This window comes from Synechococcus sp. NOUM97013 (assembly GCF_014279815.1).
In the GTDB taxonomy this organism is placed as follows: domain Bacteria; phylum Cyanobacteriota; class Cyanobacteriia; order PCC-6307; family Cyanobiaceae; genus Synechococcus_C.
Genome location: NZ_CP047941.1, coordinates 1249685 through 1267187 on the forward strand (window position 1 = coordinate 1249685; position 17503 = coordinate 1267187).

Genomic DNA, 17503 nt, shown 5'->3' on the forward strand with positions numbered 1-17503 from the left:
CGGCAGCTTCAGTTGTTCAGATCCCGCACCATCGCCCGGAATGGATCAATGGATCCAGCAGCCGTGCTCTTGCTGCTGGAGGTGGGAGTAGACGCTGTGGCTTCTTCCGTGGGCTTCAACTCCTCTTTGCGCGCCACAGGGGCGGCATCCTTCGCTGAGGGTGTGTTCACACCGGCCTGGGTCAGCGCGCTTCCCTTGAGCTTCTGATCCAGCTCAGTCTGGGTCATCGTCTCGGCAAAGGTCTTCTTCACGGGTTTGGGAATCCCGTCCTTGATGAGGCTGTTGTCCTCCTGGATCACTTTGACGTCGCCAAGGCCTTCACTGCGCTTGTCGACTTTGAGGTCCATGGCATCCACCTCGGTGACCAGCTCCTTGCCACCAGGACTGTCGAGGGTGCCGGGAAAGGTGCGACGAATGGTCTTGGCTTCGCGCATGTAATCGCGGTTGCCAAGGGAGGACGAGCTGTCGCTGTCGAGGAAAAAGGCTTCAGGCTTGGGTTTCTCTGCCTTCGGGCCACTGGATGGCTCGTTTTGATCCGAATTGGAGTTGAGCAGACGATCGAGGAAACCCATACCCACGGTCAGGGACGTTCGTCGAACTTAGCGACCTTCCAGGTCAACACCGTGGGTGTCGGTGCCACACGTACGCAAAAGGCCAAGGTTCTTCAAGCGTTGGTCAATGGCTTCGCAGACCACCGGAGACCAGTTCCAACGGGGCTGCATGTCGTAGTCATACCAAGCTTCTCCGCCATCAAAACCAAGGTCTGCCGCAGCATCAATCAGCTCTGGAAAGCCCAGTCGATAGCGGGCTGGATGGGCAAGGATCGCCAATCCACCGGCGTCATGGATGGCGCGACAGACACTGTCAGCCCGCAGTGCTTCTCCAACAGCAGCATCTCCGCGGTTGTAAACCGCCAACGCCGGATGGCCGTGTTCAAAGCCAAGCGCCAGCACGTGCACGAGACAACCACGGAGAATTGCGCTGATCTCCATGCCCGTCCACAGGGTTGGGACAGGGTTGCCCTGGTTTTGCTGTTCGGCAAGCCAGCGCTGCATGGGGCTGTAGGCCGCACTCGAATGGTGATCCGTCACCGCCAGGTGCCTCAGGCCGTTGGCACTGGCCTGGCGAATGAGATCGAGAGGCTCGAGGCTGCCGTCGCTGCAGAGCGTGTGGCAGTGGAAATTCAAGCGGCTCGGACAGCTCTCCGGCCCGATCGTTTCCAGAACTGAGGTCAGTGGGTGGGGATTCGTGACCATGGGCTGGTTCAGCTGGATGGTTCTGCAGCAGCGGCTTCAGCGCGCAGACGACGCCAGCGGGCATAGAACTGAATCGAGGCTGCCATGAACACCACCAGAGCCACGATGAACCAGGTGGCGGCACTGGTGGGGAATTGCGTCTTGAACACCACCAGCATCACCACGATCACCAGCAGCAGCGTGGGAAGTTCATTGAGTGCACGCAGTTGCTTGCCGTTCCATTGACAGCTCCCCGCTTGGAGTTGCCCCATCAACCGGTAACAGAAGACGTGATAGGCCAGAAGCGCGGCCACAAAGGCGAGCTTGGCGTGCATCCAACCCTGTTGCAGCCAGGATGGCTGAGCAATGAGCAGTCCGATCGCCATGGACACCGCGACCACCATTCCTGGAGTGGTGATGATGTTCGCGAGTCGCTTCTCCATCAGCCCGTATTGCTGCTGAAAGGCGATGCGCAGTTCAGGAGTCAGCTCTTCAGCTTCGACGTGATAGATGAACAACCTCACCAGATAGAACAGACCGGCGAACCAAACCACCACACCGACGATGTGGAGCGTTTTGAACCAGAGATAGGCCTCAGGGGGGAGCGTCATCAGATCGATCGAGGTGGGTGACCTTGGACAGGCTTCAGGTCAGGGATTCAAGGAACATCCCTGCACGGTGCTGATGGGTGTTGAGCACCTCGGGAGCCATCCGATCCAGGTTGCGAGCCATCATCGCCAGCCGGTACTGGCCACGGAAAAAGCTCTCGTGCCTCTTGATGAAACTCCAAAACAACCCATCCCAGACCTCACACCATTCGCCCTTGCGGTAATCCGACATCTTGCGGACGTAGTTGGATCCTGAGAGATAGGGCTTGGTAGTGAACAAACCTCCGTCAGCGAACTGGCTCATGCCATACACATTGGGAACCATCACCCAGTCGTAGGCATCCACGAATAACTCCATGAACCAGGTGTAGACCCGGTTCGGATGAAAGCCACACAACAACATCACATTGCCAACCAGCATCAGCCGTTCGATGTGATGGCAATAGCCGGTGTCGAGCGCGTGTCGGATGGCGTCGTCGATTGGCGGTAGTCCCGTGGTTCCCAGGTAGAACGCTTGGGGAATGGGCCGATCTTCAAATTCCCAGAAATTGCCGTTGCGCATCACAACGCCATGGCGCTTGTACATCGCCGCCATGAATTCCCTCCAACCAATGATCTGACGGATGAATCCCTCCAGTGAGTTGAGGGGCACGTCACCGTCTGAAGCCCGTTCGAGGGTTCGGTCCAGCACCTGTTGCGGTGTTACCAGGCCGATGTTGAGCATGGGAGTGAGCACGCTGTGCCACATCACACGGTGCTCGGTGCTGATGGCGTCCTCATAGGCCCCGAATTGCTTGAACCTGACGTCCAGAAAAGTCTGCAACCAACGATCGGCCTGGTGGTGATCGAGGGGGTATGCGAATCGTGTCCACGATCCAATCAATGGCAGCTGCTCAGCTTCGAGTTGTTCACGGGCCAGATCAACGCGTGAATCAGAACCAGCGTCCGGCTCCACCGGCACCACGATGCCCTTGGGCAGTTTCTTGCGATTGTCCGCATCAAAGCTCCATCGGCCTCCAACGGGATTGCCGTCGGCATCCATCAACACACCGAGGCGTCGACGCTGCATCTCATAGAACTTGGCCATGAAAGGCCTGCGACCGTTGTTGAAGTGCTCCTCAACAACGGCATCGGGCGTCAGCAACATCGGCGTGGCGCTCACCTCCAGAGCACAGGAATGGGAGGCGACAAAGCTCTGCAGTCGCTTCGACAGCAGATCGTCGATGGGATCAGCGAGGTGAAAGCTGCGAAATCCCTGCTTGAGCAAAGCCTGGAGATGCTCTGCAGTGTCTCTGGCCTGGTGATGAAGGCGCTGCTGGACGTTGAAGCCTCGCTCTCGCAACGTGTCGGCGTAGGCCGACATCGAGGCGCGGTGCAGCAGAGCACGTTGACGATGCACCTGCATCGGCCATCGAGGATCTGTACCGAAAAACAGCGGATCTTCGACCAGAGCCACCGGTCGACCTGATTTCAGGCACGGATGATCAGCGAAGAGCTGATGCGGAAAGATCAGCGTCAGTTCCATCGTCAGCCTTCACCGGCAAGTCGACAGGCGCGACGTCCAATGGCTGTGGCGTAGGCACGATCCACAGGACCCGACATCGGACTGAGCTGACCAGCTCGGCAGTTCATCACCACCTTTTCGCGATGGCCGAGCTGATCATTCAGTTTGAGCACCAGCTGCCAGTGGTTCTTGGCACTTCGAGTGATGTCATCGGCGCAGACAGGACCGGTGCAAAGACCTGGAGAGGCTTCAACACGCAGGGGCGAGACCAGTCCCGTGAGCAGACCAAACAACAGTGCGGCCAAGGTGAGGACTCGCATCATGGCTGTGACGATCCTGGGTCGTGAGTGGGCCCATCCTGCTCTGCATCCTCATCGGGGTGAAAAAAACGGCGAATATCCCGTGCCAAGGCCAAGCCGACTCCTGGAGCCTGAGCGAGGGTTTCAACTGTGGCCAGTTGGATGGCATCAATCGAATGAAAGTGGGCAAGCAGGTCTTTGACCCGCTTGGGACCAACGCCGGGGATGTCTGATAACCGCGAACGCTTCATGCGCTCACCCCGCTGCTGACGGTGAAAACTCACAGCGAACCGGTGCGCTTCATCTCGCAGGCGCCGGAGCAGAGCCACCCCAAGTTGATCGGGCTCACTGTCGAGCGGCTGACTTTCCCCTGGCATGAAGATCTCTTCACGCTGCTTGGCCAGGGAACACACATTGAGATCTTGATGCAGGTCGAGCTCCCGCAACGCCTCCATCACGGCAGACAACTGACCCTTGCCACCGTCGATCATCACCACATCAGGCCAGTCGTTGAGGCCATCGGTCTGCAGGGCACTACCGCCCTTGTGACGCAGTGCACCGAGATCAACGCCATCAGCCTTCGCCCTGGCCCAACGCCGGAAACGACGGCGCATGATCTCCGCCATCGCCATGAAGTCATCGCTGTGTCCGGCTCGGATGCTGCTGCTGCGGATCTTGTATTTGCGGTAGTGCTGCTTGGCAGGAAGCCCATCGATAAACACCACTTGGGATGCCACTGCGTCGCTGCCTTGGATGTGACTGATGTCGTAGCCCTCGATTCGACGCGGTGGAATGGGGAGTTCCAACAATTGCGCTAGATCCTCCGTGGCCAGGGCCTGCTGTTCCTGACTCTGCTTGGCACGCTGAAGCTCGTAGTCGGCATTGCGCTGCACCAGATCGATCAGATCCGCTTTCTGACGTTGCTTGGGGCAATGGATCTGCACCCTGCGCTCTCGCTGCTCAGTGAGCCACTCCTCCAGCAGGAGTTGCTGATGGAGTGGATGTTGCACCAGCAATTCCGGTGGAATTTCCACCGCATCCACCTGGCTGTAGTGCTCTTCAATCACCCTCTGAAGAATCAGGCCAGGTTCCTGACCCGAGGCATCGGCCATGTATCCCAGTCGGCCGACAAGCTTGCCGGCTCGCATCTGAAACAACTGAACAGCCGCGAGCCGCTCATCCGCAGCCATGGCAATCACATCCCGACTGACCGATGAGTCGGCGATACTCATCTTCTGATCTGCGGTGAGTTGATCCAGTCCCTGCAGTTGATCACGCACCTTTGCGGCGGCTTCGAAATCCAGCCGCTCGGCATAGCGATCCATTTGTTCATGCAAAAGGGTCTGCAGTTCATCACTGCGGCCCTGAAACACCATGGCCACCTTGCGCAGGGTGCGGTGATAGTCCTCGGAGCTGATTTTCTCCTGGCAAACCCCTGGACACCGGCCGATGTTGTAGTTCAGACAGGTGCGGTCCTGGTGCAGTGGTCGAGGTCGCTGCCTCAGCGGAAACACTCGCTTCACAAGGAACAAGGTGCGCCGCAAAAGCCCTACATCGACATAGGGCCCGTAAAAGCGATCGAGTGGACTGCGAAACCGTCGGCGCCGGGTGATGAAGATCCTTGGATAAGCCTCGCTCCAGGTGATGCAGAGATAGGGATATTTTTTGTCGTCTTTCAACAGCACATTGAAGTGGGGCTGCTGGTTTTTGATCAGATTGGCCTCCAACGCGAGGGCTTCGGCCTCGCTATCAGTGACGATGAATTCAATCTCACAGATCTGACGCACCATCAAACGAATGCGCGGGCTCAGGTCATGCCGGCTTCGGAAGTAGCTGCGCACACGGCTGCGCAGGCTTTTGGATTTGCCCACGTACAGCAGACGATCCTCGGCATCCCGCATCAGGTAACACCCCGGTTCCGTCGGGATTTCCTTCAGGCGTCGTTCGAGGCGATCCGGTTGCTCGAGCAAAGGGGACTGCATGCCGAGAATCTAGAGATGCCGGGGTGCATAGGATCCGGCCAGCTCGACCTGCTGATCTCGGGATGAAAGCGCTTTATCCAGGCAGCTTCGATCCGCTGACGCTGGGGCATCTTGATCTGATTGAACGGGGTGCCTCTCTCGTGGATGAGCTGGTAGTGGCTGTCTTGCAGAACCCTGGGAAATCACCCACTTTCCCCTTGGAACAGCGTCTCCACCAGATCCGTGTATCAACGGCCCATCTCAGCAATGTCACGGTGACAAGCTTTGACGGACTGACCGTTGAGTGCGCACGTCGTCATCGTGCTCGGCTGATTCTGCGCGGACTTCGCGCCATGAGCGATTTCGAGTACGAACTTCAAATTGCCCACACCAACCGATCTCTCGACCCGGATTTCGAAACAATTTTCCTCAGCACCGCTGCCCACTACAGCTTTTTGAGCAGTTCAGTGGTCAAGGAAGTGGCACGATTTGGTGGATCTGTGGATCACATGGTGCCTCCGGTGGTGGCGGAGGACCTCGGAAGGTTCTTTAATTCGGCTTTCCATCCCCCGTCGCGATGAGCGAGATCCGGTTCTCCGTAATCGACCAGCTCGATCAGCTCGAGGAAATCGTGCTGGAGGGTAGTCGCATTCCCTTCAGTGGCGGGAGGCTCGTCAACGAGCAGGACGCCGTTGAGCTTCTTGATGCCGTCCGTGAAGCGATGCCGGGTCAGGTGGCTGAAGCCGATCAACTGCTGCAGAAGCGCGATGACTTCATCGCCACAGCCCGCAGTCAGGCGGATGAGATCGTCAACACAGCGCAGCAGCAGCGTGACCAACTGCTTGCCCAGGCCTCCATCCGTCAGGAAGCGGAACGTCAGGCCGCCGAAATGCGCGAACAGATCCGGCAGCAGTGTGAGCAACTGCTCCAGACCACCCGTCAGCAGGCTGCGCAGATGGAACAAGAGATGCAGACCAAGCAGGCTCAGCTTGAACAGCAGTTCTCCACACGCCGTCAGCAACTAGAGCAGGAAGCTCTGCAGCGCAGGCAGCAGCTCGATCAGGAGGCGATCGAACTCAAACGCCAGTTAAGCGAGCAGCATGAACGCAACCGTCAGCAATCACTCCAGGAGCTCGAGCTCATTCGTCAGGAAGGTCTGAGGATTCAGAAGGAAGCCCAGGCTGAAGCTGAGCGGCTCCAGCAGGATGCTTTGCAATTCCGTCAACAGACTCAGCAGCAGTGTGAATCGCTGATCCAACGCAGCCGAAAAGAAGCCTCCACGGTTCAGGAAGGGGCCAATCGCTACGCCGAACAAACGTTGGGAGAACTGGAGCAGCGACTCAAGGAGATGGCTCAGGTTGTGTTGGCCGGACGGCAGGAACTGATCAAGATCCAGACCGGTCAGACAGTGTCCAGCACTGCTGAAACCAATGACAGCAAAACCGTGCCGATCAGCCGGGCACGTCGGGCTGCATCTCGGCTGCGTCAGATGAAGGGCACGGGCTGAACCGTTGTACGGATCGGAGGATCTGCCCCATCACCGTGTTGGGGTAACTCGATCCGTTGGAAATCATCGCCACGTAGCGCGGCCCATCCTGCGTTTGCAGAAATCCGGAGATGCTGCGCACACCACTGATGGTTCCAGTCTTTCCGCGGAATTTTCCATCCAAAATGGTTCCGCGATAGAGATTGCGGAGGGTTCCCCGTTGTCCTGCAATGGCCATGGACGCCTGGTAGTAGGGCGCGAAAGGATGTTGGTCCATGCGCATCAGCAGGGCTGCGATGGTGCGACTGGTGACCCTGTTGTTGCGAGACAGGCCACTTCCGTCAGCCACCCGCAGTCCTTGGATTGGCAGCCCCTGCTCGAACATCCAGCGTTCGGTGGCTCTGGACGCTGCATTCACATCCCAGAGGCCGGAAGCCTGTCGCATCAACACTTCTGCGGTGAAGTTGTGGCTTTCCGTGTTGGCCAGGCTGAGCAGCGCGTGCATGGGTGCGGAGGCTTCCTCATGCAAAACCACGCTGTTGTCGTCATCCATTGACAGGGGCTCAGCCATGGGTTGCCCCCTTTCGATGCTCACTGAGCCACCACGGCGTGAAACCTCTTTGCGAAACAGAACCTGGAGACGGTTGTAGGGGTCGCTGACGGCTCCACCCACGGCATTGCTGGTTAAGGCGAGACGTGTGATCGGAGCGCCGTAGGCATAACCACGATCGGCCGGATGCCAGTCCGCTGGCCACCAGTTGGCACGTGGTTCCTCACGGACCATCAACTTGACGTCTAGTGGAGATCCACCCATGGATCCGCCCTGACGCAGAGCTGCCATCGCAAAACGCTGCAAGCCGGCGATTCCGAGGTCTGGATCACCCTCTCCGTTCAGTTCAAGGGATCCATCAGGACGCTGGATTAAGCGGGTCTTGAGACGGAAGTCGGGGCCCAGACGATCGAGCGCAAAGGCGGTACTGATCAACTTCTGATTGGAGGCCGGAATCCTGGGAACGCCACCATTCACATCACCCAGGATGTCGCCGTCACTGTTGAGCACCGTGACGGACCACACACGGGCTTCAGCACCTAGATCAGCACGAAGGGCTTCGGCAAGGGCCGGACAGGGTCTCCCCGGTTGAAGAGTTGGAAGCGGTTGCTCGGTTTCCGGCGGCGGCGGCGCAATCAACGGCAAACCCTCGGCGCGCACCGTTTGGGCTGCCAGCGGCAGCAGCAGGGCCAGTGAAAAGCCGAGCGACTTCATTGAATCGTCACCCCACTCACGGTTCCATTCACGCGGTAGGTGCGCCCTTCCAACTCCACAGGAATTCCCACCTTGAGCTTGGTCCCAGCCATCACCACCCCCGATGGAGTCACCGTGGCATCGCCCTTGAGCACAAAACGGGCATTGAGCATGCCGTAGATGTCTTTGTTGGGATCGTCAGCCACCACCACACGGCCATCGGGTTGAACCGCAGTCAGACGCCGTCGGATGTCATCGACACGCACCAGTTCAGCGGTTCCTGCAGGCTGATTTCTGATCACCAGGGTGGTCCGCCCAGCATCTAGCGCTTCTCGCACTAGGCCATCCGGATCTGCGGCACTGGTATTGCGAACGTCCACCATCACTTCAACGGGCTTGAGTGCACCGGTGGCCTTGGCCACCGCAGTGCTCAGTTTCGGGCTCCACAACACGCCTCCGGCCGCTGCAACGACCACGAGAACCGCCGCCGCGTCGACAACTGACAGCGATCGCAAGCGGTCCTTGAAGGTCATAAACAGTCACTTTCTGGCAACACTAAAAGTGAAGTGGCTGAGGATCAACCACGGAGATCGTCAATGAAGCGATCCACCGCACCCAACTTTTGACGTAAGCCATCAGTCGATGAGGCCAGTGCGTCATCGATTTGTTCCTGATCTGGCCGCGCTTCAAACTGCTGGACCCAGCGATAGCCAGCGGGGTCTAGCCGAAACAGCTCCCATTCTTTCAAGTGCTCCTGCATGAGTGCTCCCTGTACAAAAGGCTCAAGATGAAAGGCCGATTGCCAGGTGGAGACAAATCCCCGTCGCCGGGTGCGGGCCACGCTGCCGATCCCGACCGCGGCATCTTCCAGCCGTCCGTTGAGCAACACAACAGGTTCCATCCACTGGTTGCAGACCGCTTCAACAGTGTCGTAATCGCTGGGTTGTGCACCAACGATCAGCAGGAGATCCCCCCGCTGGGCCCAGGCTGGATCGCGTTGGAGCTGCATGAGATCCACACAGCAATCGGCCAGCTCCGGTCCGTCCCGTTTGGCCAGTGCAGCAGCACCAGCATCGGGCCAGGCCAACAGAAGACTGCGGCCGCTTTCCTTCAGCGCCGTTGCCAATCGCAAGGAAGGACCGAGCAGACGCAGGCCCTCAAATTTCCAGGTGATCTGCCAACGACCGCGTCGCTTTGAGCCCAGAGCCTCCTGGAGCGCGACGAGCGTGCGCTCTTCAGCTTCGAATAGATCTGCAGGAAGAACTGCGCTCACGGGGGACTGGAAGTCGGCTTGGGGCGGAGCGTAGAACCCTCACCCTGTCAGCTGTGCAGTGCCATCTCCAGACCGGCCTGGAAGCGTTCAACAATGGGCTCCAGATCATCTGCACTCAGCCAGTGTCCAAGGCTGATGCGAATGCCCGAGCGCCTGAAGGCTTGGGGTAGCCCCATGGCGGTCAAGACCGCACTGTCGCTGTCCTTTCCCGACGAGCAGGCACTGCCACTGCTCACGGCCAGCCCCACACGATCCAGGCAACGCACAAAATGCCGTGCCGAAATGGGCTGGTGCTGATCATCACGCACCAGGAGCGATAGATGGTGCGGAAGACGATCGTGCGGGTCTCCACAGATCTCCAGGCGGGGATCGGTGGCAAGTCGTTCACGGATGGCATCGCGCAGATGGGCAATTCCGTTGCCGGAATGGGCCATAGCGGATGGATCGACTCGCTCTACCTGGTCAATGGCGCTGGCCATCCCGGCGGCAAGCACGGCTGACGGTGTACCGCTGCGCAGGCCTCCCTCCTGACCACCGCCCAACAACTGAGGCGTCATCGCAGCGCGCCACTCCGGTCGAACCAACAACAGACCGATGCCACGCGGACCACCGCATTTGTGGGCTGAAGCGGTCAGTAGATCAACGGGCAGGTCACACCAGCTAGGGATTCCTTGACTGACGACCTGGGTCGCATCGGTGTGCAGCGGAATCGCGCGCGCACGACAGGCTTCAGCAACCTCCAGTAAGGGTTGCAACGTTCCCACTTCGCTTTGTCCCCAGATCAGTGACACCAAACGGGTCGGAGGAGCGAGAAGTTCATCTATCAGGTCAAGCCGGATCCTTCCGAGATGATCCACCGGCCATTCCTGCACGTCCCATCCCTGGTGGCTTAGCTGCTGTGCAGCACCGGCGACGGCTGGATGCTCAACGGCGGAAATCAGCAGCCTCCCTGTGGCCTGGCGTCCTGCGAGCCCATGAAGCGCAAGATGCACCGATTCCGTTGCGCTGGAGGTGAACACCAGCTCATCCGGCAATGCAGTGAATCGACTGGCGATCTGAAAACGGGCACGTTCGAGTGCTTCGGCTGCTGCAATGCCGTCCTGGTGAAGGCTGGAAGGGTTGGCCCAGGCTTGAGCTTGCACCTCGGCCATACGTTCGAACACCCCGGGGCGAAGCGGTGCCGTGGCACAGGCATCGAGGTAGAAGCGATTGGTCTCAGGCCTGGCCATCGCGCTGGAACCGCGAAAGGGTGCGTTGCTCCAGAGACTCCGTGGCGATGTTGATCATCGAATCAAGTGATGTTGACTCCAGGAAAGCCTGAACTCTGGCCTGGGCCTCCGCTTCAGAGCAGTCATCATCAACAGGCTGGGTGGCCGGCTCGGCAGATGCCGCTCCAACAGGAACTTGCTCCTGCTGCCGTTCCAGTGAATCGAGGGTGTCATTCAGTCCTGCAGGCATCAGCTCCGGATTGATCACCCCGTCGAAGACAGCCTCAGCGGGACCGGTCATGAACACCGACTCCGTCGGACCAGCCCAGCTGATTTCCAGGGGGCCACCTGGCAGCACCACAGTGGCCGCACGGTCGCTGAGACCTAGAAGCACGGCTGCCACGAGGGTGGCGCAGGCTCCCGTACCACAGGCGAGTGTGGGGCCTGCACCGCGTTCCCAGACGCGGATCTCCAGCTGCGAACGACTGTGAACCTGCAGGAAATGCACATTGGTTTTGGCTGGAAATGCTGGATCGATTTCCAGGGACGATCCCCATTCTTCAAAGGGGATGGTCGCGAGGTCTGAGACCGGAACCACCACGTGTGGATTGCCCATGCCCACGGCAGCCACCGGCAAGCTGGCTCCGCCCACTTGTAGTTCTCCTGCCGGCAACCCTGCCTCGTTCGCATGGAGAGTTGTAGGCACTGAGCTTGGCTCGAGGAACGGTGCCCCCATGTCAACGCGGATCTGACCATCCGCCTGTAGTTCCGGAACGATCATCCCGGCGGGCGTTTCGATCGGCCAGCACCGACCTGCCGCATCTCCATCACTGTCCGCAAGGAACCGTGCCAGACAACGGATGCCATTTCCGCACATTTCAGCCTCTGATCCATCGGCATTGAAGATGCGCATGCGCAACTCACCGGAGGCCTGCGGCGGTAGCGCCAGGATCAGCCCATCCCCTCCGATCCCGAAACGGCGATCACAAATTCGCTGCACCCAGGCTGGATCTGGACTGTGGATCGCCGCTGGAAGCTGGCCACCACGACCTTCCATGAGGATGAAGTCATTACCGAGCCCCTGATATTTACTAAAGGCCAACATCCCTTCTGGTGCCTGAGTTTGAGTCATTTTAAGCGTTGCTCTGGCAACAGAACGCATGCTGGTTTTTGATTGACGCTGACCTTTCCACTTGCTGGACTGCAGCTGTCACCCGAGTCGACCAGCGGTCATGGATGCAGCTGGCTTTGATCCAACCCTCCCGGGTTTTCGCCTGATTCAGAGCTGGATGCGAGAGAAGCGCGTGCTCAGCATCGAACTTGTTGATGGTCGCCGGCTTGATGGGCGACTCGACTGGCAAGACCCCGAGTACCTCGCTCTGCGTCGCGACGAGAGCATCGATCCGATCTTGATTGCGCGTCGTGCCGTGATCACGGTTCGGCCCCTGATCTGAGCGTTTCAGCTGGGTGCCTTCCATACGTGGCCACCAGCTGTGTCACGATCGCCGCAGGTGTTTTCCAGACGTGACGGCCCCTCAGACCTCCTCCAATTCCGAGATCGCTTCGGGGCTGTCCGAGCGCTATGAGCCATCAGCGCTCGAAGAACGCTGGCAACAGAACTGGGTTGATCAGAACCTCTATGCGACGGAGGAACCCAAGCCAGGCCAGAAGGCGTTTTACGCCCTCTCGATGTTTCCCTATCCCTCGGGAAGCTTGCACATGGGGCATGTGCGCAACTACGTGATCACTGATGTGATCGCACGCACCCAACGCATGCGCGGTGACGCCGTGTTGCATCCAATGGGATGGGATGCGTTTGGACTCCCGGCTGAAAATGCAGCGATTGAGCGCAAGATCGATCCAGGGATCTGGACGGATCGCAACATCGACCAGATGCGCGATCAACTGGGTCGACTGGGGCTGTCCATCGACTGGACGCGTGAGCAGGCCACCTGCCATGAGGACTACTACCGCTGGACGCAGTGGCTGTTCCTGCAGTTGCACGCAGCTGACCTGGCCTATCAGAAGGAAGCCACGGTCAACTGGGATCCGGTTGATCAGACCGTGCTAGCCAACGAGCAGGTGGATTCAGAAGGACGGTCCTGGAGATCAGGCGCTGTGGTGGAGCAGAAAAATCTGCGCCAGTGGTTTCTCAAGATCACCGACTACGCCGATGCTCTGCTCGATGATCTGACCTTGCTGGAAGGCTGGCCGGAACGGGTTCGGACCATGCAGGCGAACTGGATAGGCCGTTCGAAGGGCGCGGAAATCGATTTTCAGGTGGTGGGCCATGAAAAGGCCACCGTCACCGTGTTCACCACCCGGGCTGACACCCTTTTTGGTGTCAGTTATGTGGTTCTGGCCCCAGAACATCCCCTGGTGGATGTGATCACCACCTCCGAGCATCGCAACGCCGTGGAAGCGTTCCGGGATCTGGTGAATGACCTCTCCGCCGATGAACGGACCGCTGAGGATCGTCCCAAGCGGGGCGTGTCCACTGGAGCCGTTGCGATCAACCCGGCCAACGGGCAACAGGTGCCGATTTGGATCGCTGATTACGTGCTTGGTGGATATGGCACCGGTGCCGTGATGGGGGTGCCGGCGCATGACGAGCGTGACTTCCGCTTTGCCCGCACCTATGAGCTGCCGGTGCAACGGGTCATTCAGGTTGAGGGTGCTGATGAGCACCTCAACGACGGAGAGGCCTGGACAGGACCCGGCACCTTGGTGAACAGCGGCAGCTTCGATGGTCAGGCCAGCGATCAGGCCAAGCAATCGATCACCGATCACGGAAACTCCGAAGGCTGGGCCCGTGCGAAACGCCAGTATCGACTGCGCGATTGGTTGATTTCCCGTCAACGCTATTGGGGATGTCCCATCCCGATCATTCACTGTGATCACTGCGGCGCAGTCCCGGTCCCTTCCGATCAGTTGCCGGTGGCCTTGCCGAAGAACATCGATCTGCAAGGAAAGGGTGGATCGCCCCTGGCGTCCCTCGAGGACTGGGTGCAGGTGCCATGCCCCAGCTGCGGCAAACCGGCGCGGCGTGAGACGGACACCATGGACACCTTCATGTGTTCGTCCTGGTATTTCCTGCGCTTCGCGGATCCCCACAATCAGGATCTGCCCTTCGCTTCAGAGGCCGTGAAGCGTTGGATGCCGGTTCAGCAGTACGTGGGCGGCATTGAACACGCCATCCTTCACCTGCTCTACTCCCGTTTCTTCACCAAGGCCTTGAAGGACCGCGGTCTGTTGGAGGCCCGTGAACCATTTGAACGCCTGCTCACCCAAGGCATGGTGCAAGGGGTGACCTATCGCAACCCGCGCACCAGTCGCTACGTGGCTCCAGCCAAAGTGGCCGACCCCAATCAACCGACGGACCCTGACGATGGCGGGGAGCTCGAAGTGCTCTTCGAAAAAATGTCGAAGTCGAAGCACAACGGTGTGGATCCTGCCGCCGTGATTGATCGCTACGGCGCCGACACAGCGCGCATGTTCATCCTTTTCAAGGCACCTCCTGAAAAAGATCTGGAATGGGACGACGCTGATGTGGAAGGCCAATTCCGCTTTCTCCAGCGGTTGTGGCGACTGGTTGAGAACGTGTCAGGCGCCTCCGAGGAACCGCTGCTTGCTGGAGATCCCCCAACACTGCCTGAGACGATTTCCGAGTCGGACGCAGACATCAGACGTGCTGTGCACTTGGCGATCGAAGCGGTGAGTGATGATCTCAGCGGCGATTTCCAGTTCAACACCGCAATTTCCGAATTGATGAAGCTTTCGAACAGTCTTTCGGGGGCTGTGCTGAACGCATCTCGACCTGTGCAGGTTGAAGCGATCTCAGCGCTGGTGCGCTTGCTTGCACCGTTTGCTCCTCATCTGGCGGAGGAGTTTTGGTCGCGCCTCGGCGGTGCGGGAAGTGTTCATCGTCAGCCCTGGCCGACCCATGACCCAGCTGCACTGGTGCAGGACAGCGTTGAACTGGTCATTCAAGTGAAAGGAAAAGTGCGCGGAAGCATTCGTGTTCCAGCTGAATGCGACAAAGCCGAACTGGAGCGTTTAGCCCTAGCGAGTGACGTTGCTGAACGTTGGTTGGAAGGGAAACCTCCCAGGCGGGTGATCGTCGTGCCTGGGAAGTTGGTGAACCTGGTGCCCTCCTGATTCGCAGGCTGGAGATCAGCCCTTGCTGAACCGCATGGACGCAGGGCTGTCCCATTGGCCTTGTGCCTGGTATCCGCGCTTGTTGCCCGTGAGATGGCGCAGGATCCAGAACACCGATTCATCCGACCCCTCACCGATGGCCTGCTGAATTTCCACCACGGACCTCGGAAGCCCATCACTCAAAACAGCCTCAACTTTGCCCTGCAGGGTGAGGATCGCGGCGGCTGCCTTCTTACCAGCCTCCACACCAGGCTGGTGGTAAGCATTGATGTTTACCAACTCGCCATAGAGGCCAACAGCACGTTCAAACAGTGCAATCAAGGCACCCAGGCGGCGGGCGTCAAACTCGCGCATGCTGATGCTGAGGCTCTGTCGCCCACCTTCTGTCAATGCTGAACGCGTTCCCTGCAAGAAGCCATCGAGGAAATCGCCGGGCCGCTCATCGTTGATCACCGGAATGTCCTCGCTGTCGCGAAGCACCTCAATGAAGGTGACGAAGAAGTTATCGATTCCGTCGCGCAATTGCTGCACGTAGGCGTGTTGATCGGTTGAACCTTTGTTGCCGTAGACAGCGATGCCTTGATGGACGACCGTGCCATCGCGATCCAGACGCTTGCCGAGCGACTCCATCACCAGCTGTTGCAGATAGCGGCTGAACACCTCAAGGCGGTCGCGATAGGGCAGCACCACCATGTCGCGCTTGCCCTGACCATCCCCTGCGGCATACCAGGCCGCAGCCATCAAGGCCGCAGGATTGCGCCTGACATCGACCTCGCGGGTGGCCTCATCCATCTGTGCAGCCCCGGCCAGGAAGCTGCGAATGTCGGAGCCAATCAAGGCACCGGGCACCAAGCCCACAGCGCTGGTGATGCTGGTGCGACCGCCGACCCAGTCGAACATGTCAAAGCGCTTGAGCCACTGTTCCTGACTGGCTTGTTGGTCGAGCTTGCTGTCGGCCATTGTGATGGCGACGGCCTGTGCGGCCCAGCTGCCCCCGACGGCTTCGAGCCGATGTCGAGCCTGTTCCATCCCCAGATGCGGTTCCGGTGTTCCACCGGACTTACTCACGGTCACCACCAACGTGGTGCGCAGAGTCTCCCCCAACTGAGCAAGCACACGGCTCATGCCGTTGGGATCAACGTTGTCAAAAAAGTGGAAGGGCAGTCCCTTGCCGTTCTCCTGCAAGGCTCGGATCATCAGCAGGGGACCGAGGCCGCTGCCACCGATTCCGATCCACAGCACATCCGTGAAGGGTTGACCCGTGGGTGACTTGATCTCCCCAGACACGATCGCCTGGCCGAAGGCTTCGATGTCGTCGATTTCGGCGGCGATGTGCCGGCTCACCTCAGGATCTGGCGCCAGCTGTGGCTGTCTCAACCAATAATGGCCGACCTGTCTGGACTCATCGGCATTGGCAATCGATCCTGCTTCAAGTGCCTGCATGGCTTGAAACGCCTTCTCCAAACTGGGAGATAGGGCTTCGAGATCACTGCTGTTGAGGTGCATGCGGCTGATGTCGAGCCACAGGCCAAGGTCATCGTGATACCAGAGGAGATCACAGAAGCGCTGCCACTGAACCTGGCTGTCCGTCGCGCTGAAATCCGGGAAACTCATCTCGATGAGCGCACTCACTCCCGTGAAGTTATCCAGGATCTGACGGAATGCCCATGAACAGGGACACCACAGCTAGTCTCCGCCCATGGCACCACATCGGCTTGGTTTCTGCTCATCGATGGTTCCAGATGCGCTGAAGAGCGTCTCGGCGGTGGCAATCGCCTCAGTGGTGTTGGCAATCGGTGTCCGTCTTGGACTCCAGCAGACCGATGCGGCAGGAGACCTGGCTGACTCTGGAAGTCAGACCACCCAGGAGATCGCGCCGAATCCCGCGGATTTCAGCGCCGAAGAATTGGAGCATCTGCAACGTCGTTTCGGTGTCCACGGCCCACAGACACCTTTGGCCCAGCTGTTTACCCGTGGCGTCGATCAGCTCGAGCCTCTCCGAGCCAACACGCTCTCGCGATTGCGCTCGCTCAAACCGATGATCTGGCGAGAAGCCAAACATCATCAGATCAACCCCATGTTGATCACGGCAATTCTTTTCGACGAAATTCAACACTCCAAGCCCGGTGAGGATCTTCCTTTCGTTGTTCACTCAGGTTTAGTTGACACCCACGGACCAGCCCAATTGGGCATCAGCGAATTGGTGCATCAGGGCCGCCTACCCAACAACCCTTCATCGCGGGAGATTGCTGAAGCACGTGATCTGTTGATGGATCCCGCCGCCAATGTGGAGCTATTAGCGGCGAAACTCTCTCGCTTGAAAGGTGCACTGGGTCTGGATCGCAGCTCGATTTTGATCGCTAGCCGTTCATACGTGGATGCCAAAGCGATTGCCACCCTGGCCTATCTCCACAACGGCAAGCTCGACTATCCAGCTCGAGTCCTCCGCTACATGCAGGATCCTGCGTTGCATGGACTGATCTATTCCTCCGTTCGTCCAGCGCTTGCGCCTCTGATCTAAATCAGAG

Annotated in this window: 17 protein-coding genes; 5 read left to right on the forward strand and 12 right to left on the reverse strand. The window is 59.0% G+C overall.

From position 1 onward, the window contains the following. Window positions 1-8 precede the first annotated feature (8 nt). The 6 genes from SynNOUM97013_RS06550 to uvrC are packed head-to-tail and all read right to left on the reverse strand — an operon-like array spanning window position 9 to window position 5628. Entirely contained in the window at window positions 9-572 is a 564-nt protein-coding gene (locus SynNOUM97013_RS06550; RefSeq protein ID WP_186481287.1) for a hypothetical protein, read from the reverse strand. Window positions 573-599: 27 nt separating this feature from the next. Continuing rightward, window positions 600-1256 carry a PHP domain-containing protein gene (locus SynNOUM97013_RS06555; RefSeq protein WP_186481288.1) on the reverse strand — a complete coding sequence of 219 codons (657 nt, stop codon included), beginning with the start codon at window positions 1254-1256 and terminating at the stop codon, window positions 600-602. An 8-nt stretch (window positions 1257-1264) separates the two neighbouring features. Continuing rightward, entirely contained in the window at window positions 1265-1846 is a 582-nt protein-coding gene (gene hemJ / locus SynNOUM97013_RS06560; RefSeq protein ID WP_186481289.1) for a protoporphyrinogen oxidase HemJ, read from the reverse strand. Between the two features lie 34 nt (window positions 1847-1880). Then, complete coding sequence (locus tag SynNOUM97013_RS06565; RefSeq protein WP_186481290.1) at window positions 1881-3368, reverse strand: cryptochrome/photolyase family protein; 1488 nt, start codon at window positions 3366-3368, stop codon at window positions 1881-1883. 2 nt (window positions 3369-3370) lie between these two features. After that, window positions 3371-3670, reverse strand: a complete 300-nt coding sequence (locus SynNOUM97013_RS06570; RefSeq protein ID WP_186481291.1) for a hypothetical protein — start codon at window positions 3668-3670, stop codon at window positions 3371-3373. Continuing rightward, window positions 3667-5628, reverse strand: coding sequence for an excinuclease ABC subunit UvrC (gene uvrC, locus SynNOUM97013_RS06575; protein ID WP_186481292.1), 1962 nt, complete (start codon window positions 5626-5628; stop codon window positions 3667-3669). The genes SynNOUM97013_RS06570 and uvrC overlap by 4 nt, the downstream gene beginning before the upstream one ends. A gap of 62 nt (window positions 5629-5690) precedes the next feature. On the opposite strand from uvrC, the gene coaD reads away from it, so the two are divergent. Both coaD and SynNOUM97013_RS06585 read left to right on the forward strand, forming a co-directional pair. Next, on the forward strand, window positions 5691-6188 hold the full coding sequence (coaD, locus tag SynNOUM97013_RS06580; RefSeq protein WP_186481293.1) for a pantetheine-phosphate adenylyltransferase: 498 nt from the start codon (window positions 5691-5693) through the stop codon (window positions 6186-6188). Further along, window positions 6185-7114, forward strand: a complete 930-nt coding sequence (locus SynNOUM97013_RS06585; protein ID WP_186481294.1) for a hypothetical protein — start codon at window positions 6185-6187, stop codon at window positions 7112-7114. The genes coaD and SynNOUM97013_RS06585 overlap by 4 nt, the downstream gene beginning before the upstream one ends. Here SynNOUM97013_RS06585 and SynNOUM97013_RS06590 read toward each other — a convergent pair. The 5 genes from SynNOUM97013_RS06590 to dapF are packed head-to-tail and all read right to left on the reverse strand — an operon-like array spanning window position 7059 to window position 11922. Continuing rightward, entirely contained in the window at window positions 7059-8357 is a 1299-nt protein-coding gene (locus tag SynNOUM97013_RS06590; protein WP_186481295.1) for a D-alanyl-D-alanine carboxypeptidase/D-alanyl-D-alanine-endopeptidase, read from the reverse strand. The genes SynNOUM97013_RS06585 and SynNOUM97013_RS06590 overlap by 56 nt on opposite strands. Beyond that, window positions 8354-8869 carry a DUF4330 domain-containing protein gene (locus SynNOUM97013_RS06595; RefSeq protein ID WP_186481296.1) on the reverse strand — a complete coding sequence of 172 codons (516 nt, stop codon included), beginning with the start codon at window positions 8867-8869 and terminating at the stop codon, window positions 8354-8356. The genes SynNOUM97013_RS06590 and SynNOUM97013_RS06595 overlap by 4 nt, the downstream gene beginning before the upstream one ends. 44 nt (window positions 8870-8913) lie before the next feature. Beyond that, on the reverse strand, window positions 8914-9609 hold the full coding sequence (locus SynNOUM97013_RS06600) for a DUF1995 family protein (protein ID WP_186481297.1): 696 nt from the start codon (window positions 9607-9609) through the stop codon (window positions 8914-8916). A 47-nt stretch (window positions 9610-9656) separates the two neighbouring features. Then, complete coding sequence (locus tag SynNOUM97013_RS06605) at window positions 9657-10838, reverse strand: cysteine desulfurase family protein (protein WP_186481298.1); 1182 nt, start codon at window positions 10836-10838, stop codon at window positions 9657-9659. Beyond that, a complete protein-coding gene (gene dapF / locus SynNOUM97013_RS06610) occupies window positions 10825-11922 on the reverse strand; it encodes a diaminopimelate epimerase (RefSeq protein WP_186481485.1) in 1098 nt (365 codons plus the stop codon). Before dapF ends, SynNOUM97013_RS06605 begins: the two co-directional genes overlap by 14 nt. Window positions 11923-12049: 127 nt before the next feature. Between dapF and SynNOUM97013_RS06615 the strand changes: the two genes are divergently transcribed. Then, window positions 12050-12271, forward strand: coding sequence for a hypothetical protein (locus SynNOUM97013_RS06615; protein WP_186481299.1), 222 nt, complete (start codon window positions 12050-12052; stop codon window positions 12269-12271). 70 nt (window positions 12272-12341) lie between these two features. Next, window positions 12342-14975 carry a leucine--tRNA ligase gene (gene leuS / locus SynNOUM97013_RS06620; RefSeq protein WP_186481300.1) on the forward strand — a complete coding sequence of 878 codons (2634 nt, stop codon included), beginning with the start codon at window positions 12342-12344 and terminating at the stop codon, window positions 14973-14975. Between the two features lie 15 nt (window positions 14976-14990). Here leuS and SynNOUM97013_RS06625 read toward each other — a convergent pair whose 3' ends face one another. Then, window positions 14991-16589, reverse strand: a complete 1599-nt coding sequence (locus SynNOUM97013_RS06625) for a glucose-6-phosphate isomerase (RefSeq protein ID WP_186481301.1) — start codon at window positions 16587-16589, stop codon at window positions 14991-14993. Between the two features lie 118 nt (window positions 16590-16707). Between SynNOUM97013_RS06625 and SynNOUM97013_RS06630 the strand changes: the two genes are divergently transcribed. Then, window positions 16708-17496, forward strand: coding sequence for a helicase DnaB (locus SynNOUM97013_RS06630; protein ID WP_186481302.1), 789 nt, complete (start codon window positions 16708-16710; stop codon window positions 17494-17496). Window positions 17497-17503 lie beyond the last annotated feature (7 nt).